The sequence below is a fragment of the Mycobacterium sp. TH-M82 genome, from assembly GCF_057473605.1.
This window is the reverse complement of the sequence record NZ_JBYCKY010000479.1, coordinates 1-4,408: the sequence shown is the minus strand read 5'-3', so window position 1 is coordinate 4,408 and position 4,408 is coordinate 1. Positions and strand designations below refer to the sequence as shown.

Annotated in this window: 6 protein-coding genes; all 6 read right to left on the bottom strand. The window is 65.2% G+C overall.

Annotated elements, in window-relative coordinates:
• Positions 1 to 166 precede the first annotated feature (166 nt).
• Positions 167 to 910, bottom strand: coding sequence for a TetR/AcrR family transcriptional regulator (locus tag AC2VON_RS14810; protein WP_486953624.1), 744 nt, complete (start codon positions 908 to 910; stop codon positions 167 to 169).
• Positions 911 to 1,050: 140 nt separating this feature from the next.
• Positions 1,051 to 1,896: an EamA family transporter gene (locus AC2VON_RS14805; RefSeq protein WP_486953626.1), complete on the bottom strand. Its 846-nt coding sequence runs from the start codon at positions 1,894 to 1,896 to the stop codon at positions 1,051 to 1,053.
• The gene (gene smpB / locus AC2VON_RS14800) at positions 1,893 to 2,402 is read right to left on the bottom strand and encodes an SsrA-binding protein SmpB (protein ID WP_486953623.1); all 510 of its coding nucleotides are present in this window, start codon (positions 2,400 to 2,402) and stop codon (positions 1,893 to 1,895) included. The genes AC2VON_RS14805 and smpB overlap by 4 nt, the downstream gene beginning before the upstream one ends.
• A 2-nt stretch (positions 2,403 to 2,404) precedes the next feature.
• Positions 2,405 to 3,298 (bottom strand): permease-like cell division protein FtsX, encoded by an 894-nt coding sequence (gene ftsX, locus AC2VON_RS14795; protein WP_486953622.1) that lies wholly within the window; start codon positions 3,296 to 3,298, stop codon positions 2,405 to 2,407.
• Positions 3,299 to 3,988 (bottom strand): cell division ATP-binding protein FtsE, encoded by a 690-nt coding sequence (ftsE, locus tag AC2VON_RS14790; RefSeq protein WP_486953625.1) that lies wholly within the window; start codon positions 3,986 to 3,988, stop codon positions 3,299 to 3,301. It abuts the gene before it with no gap.
• 55 nt (positions 3,989 to 4,043) lie between these two features.
• The coding region (locus AC2VON_RS14785; protein WP_486953621.1) for a peptide chain release factor-like protein at positions 4,044 to 4,408 on the bottom strand (365 nt) is incomplete at its 5' end.

The following is a 4,408-nucleotide window of genomic DNA, read 5'->3' as shown; positions in this document are numbered from 1 at the left end:
CGACGCTTACGGTGGTCTCCTGCCTGCACCGGCACGCTTCCCTTGATTCGACGCGCGAAGTCGAAACCGTTCAGCCCCTTTCGTGTTTTTCTGGGAGTCCTGCCGACCATCGGCAGAACACTCCATTATAACCCACAACCGGTCACGGTATTCCGCGGGTCAACTCTTAGCTGTTGGCTTTAAACGCCGGGTCGGGCTCGACCATGGCATCGAGGATCGCCATTGCAGCGATGGCCGCCAGCCGCCACTCGGCCGGTTTACCGCCAAGTGCCGGCATGATGATCACCGGGTCGACGACCGCTGGGTTGGTCAGGCTCCGCGCAAGCAGACCGTCGATGACCGACGACGTCGTCGCGGTCAAAACCTTGATGTCAAACCCGTCTTTCATGCGCATCCCGAGTACCGGCAGCGCGGCGCGGTATAGCTCGGACATCCGGTCGACGAAGTGCGCCTCTGAATCGATGAGCGCCGCCAGGATTCGCTGTTGGTCTCGGTTCCCGAGCGTCGGCAGGGCGGCGGCGAGGGCTGTGGACAAGCGCCACCTCAGCGACCGGGAGGTATCTTCGAAGTTTCGGGTAGCCGTCTGTCGGATCATCTCGAGAAGGACGCCTCGCCGTCCGTCAGGCGTGTCGAGGTGGTCTGCGTTGTCGTCAAGCACTTGCCGAGCAACGCACAGGGTCTCACCGAAGTAGGTAGCCCGGTCGGAGGGGACGAGCATCCGCTCCATCAAGTCGACGTAGAACGCCTCCTTGTTGGCCCACGTGCGATAAACCGAGCTGCGTGGTACCTCGGCGAGCCGAATGAGTTCCTCCATGTTCAGGTGCGCCAGACTCACGGTCACGCCGCCACTTTCCGTGAGCATCTCCAGTGCCGTGTTGAGAATGCGTTCGCGCAGCTCAGCCTCGGACATGCGGTGACGCTTCCGACCGTCGGCGTTCGCCCACGCCCGCGCTTGACGACTGTTCACGTGTCTGGGTGGCATGCCTCTCCAGGTCCTCGGCGTCTCAAACCTCATTCTTTGTCACGGTCAGGTCATCGCCGCCGCGAAAGTCACCCGGTGGCGATCATCGCGACCGCGAACAGCGCCCCCACCATGCCCACAATTTGCCAGCGATGCGCTCGCTCACGCAGCACCAGGATAGCCAGCACCACTGTCACCGCCGGGAACAGTGAGATCAGCACGCTGGCCAACCCCAGCGGGGAAACCCGCAGCGCCAGCAGCATGGCCACGTTGGCGCCGACGTCCAATAGTGCCGCGGCCAACGCCAGCTTCACCGCGTTCCCCGACGGAAGCCGGAGCTCGCGAGCCGCCACCGCAACGGTGATCACCAGCATCACGGCCGCCAGCCGCGCGAACAACAGCGGCCACAGCCCGGACTCCGCCGGCACAAGCGCGATGAAGACGAAGTTCAGCCCGAACGCCACTCCGGCGCCGATCGTCATCCAGGCCACCTTGCGCGTGAACCGGTGTGGCTTGACGTCCTCGTCGGTGGCTTCCCGGCTCACCAGGACAACCGCGGCCAGCGCTACCACGATGCCGGCCGCGGCCACCGGGCTGGGCCGCTCCCCCTGGATCAGACCGACCAGCACCGGAACGCCGGCCGTCAACACCGCGGTCAGCGGCGAGACCACCGAGATGGGTCCGGAGCCCAGGGCCGCGTAGAACCACCACCCGCCCAGCCCCAGCGCGACCCCGCACGCCGCACCCCAACCGATGGCGCCCGGACGGATCGGTCCGCCCACCGCGGCGGCCAGCCCACCCAGCGCCACCAGCGTCACGGGGTAGGACAGCAGCACCACCCGCAGCGCGGGCACCCGGCGTGCGGCGATGCCGCCCGCGAAGTCGCTCATCCCGAAGCCGACCGCGGACACCAGCGCGAAGACGATGCCGATCAGGTCATGCCCTTGGCGCGCCGGCCCAGCGCTCGGGTCATCTCCCGCTGGGCGTCCCGGCGGGCCAAGTCCTGACGCTTGTCGCGGGCCTGCTTACCGCGGGCCAGCGCCAGCTCGACTTTGACCTTGCCCGCCGTGAAATACACCGAGAGCGGCACCAAGGTGAGGTTGCCGTCGCGCACCTTGCCGACCAGGGTGTCGATCTGGCGACGGTGCAGCAGCAGCTTGCGGTTGCGCCGCGGCGCATGGTTGGTCCAGGTGCCGTGGTGATACTCCGCGATGTGCATGTTGCGCAGCCACACCTCACCGTCGTCGATGGTGGCGAACGCGTCGGCCAGCGACGCCTGGCCGGCCCGCAGGCTCTTGACCTCGGTACCGACCAGGGCCACCCCCACCTCGAACACCTCCAGGATCGAATAGTTGTGCCGGGCTTTGCGGTTGCTGGCCACAATCTGCTTACCCTGCTTACCAGTGCTCCCGCCGGCGGTCGCTTTGGCCTTCTTGGCCACCGCTACCGCCGGACGTAGAGCCGCAGGGTGGCGTACGCGGTCACCCCGGCCATCGCCACGCCCACCATCCACAGGACCGGGGTGATGTAGAGGACGTCGGCGTAGTCGACCCTGGCGATCAGATTAGCCCGGTAGAACTGGTCGAGCGCCTTGTCCAGGAACATCGCCCGCACCAGGATCAACCCGGCGACGGCGATGACGACACCCGCGGTCGCGGCCAGCGTCGCTTCCAGCAGGAAGGGCAGTTGGGTATACCAGCGGCTGGCTCCTACCAGACGCATAATGCTGACTTCTGTGCGCCGGGTGTATGCCGCGATCTGAACCATGTTGGCGATCAACAGGATTGCGCCCACCGCCTGGACCAGCGCGACGGCGAACGCGGCGTTGCTCAATCCGTCCAGCACCGCGAAAAGCCGGTCGATCAGCTCCTTCTGGTTGAGCACACTGCGCACACCGGGCTGGCCTTTCACGGCATCGTCGAAGTCCTTGTGCTGCTCGGGGTTTTCCAGCTTGACAACGAATGAGGCCGGAAACGAGTCCTTGGCCGCCACATCCTTGAACTGCGGAAACTTGCGGATCGCGTCCGCGTAGGCGTCGTCGCGGTCGAGGAAGCGCACCGACTTGACATCGTTGCGTGCCTCGATTTGCTCCCGCAGTGCCCGGCACGGCGCGGCCTCGCAGGCCGGGTCGTTGGCCGACAGCTCGTCGTCTAAAAACACCTGCGTCTCGACGCGGTCGAGGTAGATGCCGCGGGAGTGGTCGGCCAGCCGGACCACCAGCAGCCCGCCACCGAACACACCGATGGAGATCGCCGTCGTGAGGACCATCGCGACCGTCATGGTGACGTTGCGACGAAGGCCGGTGAGAACCTCGTTGAGCAGAAAGCCGAAGCGCACTTAACGGTCCATCCCGTAGACGCCGCGCTGCTCGTCGCGCACCAATCGGCCCAGCGACAGCTGCAGCACCCGTTGTCGCATCGCATCGACGATGTGATGGTCGTGAGTGGCCATCAGCACCGTCGTTCCGGTGCGGTTGATCCGCTCCAGCAGATCCATGATGTCCTCGCTGGTATCAGGGTCGAGGTTGCCGGTGGGCTCGTCGGCCAGCAAGACCAGCGGCCGGTTGACGAAAGCGCGGGCGATGGCCACCCGCTGCTGCTCGCCGCCGGACAACTCGGCGGGCATCCGGTTGGCCTTGCCGGAGAGGCCGACCATCTCCAGCACCTCGGGAACCACCCGGTTGATCATCTCGGACCGCTTGCCGATGACCTCCAGCGCGAACGCGATGTTGGCGAATACCGTTTTCTGTTGCAACAAACGGAAATCCTGGAACACACACCAGATCACCTGACGCAGCTTCGGGACGTGGCGCCCGGACATCTTGTTGACGTGGAACTTCGACAACCCGATGTCACCTGTGGTCGGTGACTCCTCGGCCAGCAGCAGCCGGATGAAGGTGGACTTGCCCGAACCGGATGGACCGATCAGGAACACGAACTCGCCCTTGTCGATCTTGACGTTGATGTTGTCCAGTGCCGGACGCGCCGACGATTTGTACTGCTTGCTGACATGATCGAACGTGATCATCACGGCTCGCAGTGTAACGGGGCGCCCGGCCACAACCGGTCAGGGTGTTACCTCGCTAATCGTCATCTGGCCTGTTCCGCCACCGGATCCCCGCTTCCAGGAAACCGTCGATGTCACCGTCGAGCACTGCGGCCGGGTTGCCGACCTCGTACTCGGTGCGCAGGTCCTTGACCATCTGATACGGGTGCAGCACGTAGGAGCGCATCTGGTTGCCCCACGACGCACCGCCGTCGCCTTTCAACGCATCGAGCTCTGCGCGTTCCTCTAACCGCTTGCGTTCCAACAGCTTTGCCTGCAGCACCCGCATGGCCGCCACTTTGTTCTGCAGCTGCGACTTCTCGTTCTGACAGGTGACGACGATACCGGTGGGCAGGTGGGTGAGCCGAACCGCGGAGTCGGTGGTGTTCACCGACTGCCCGC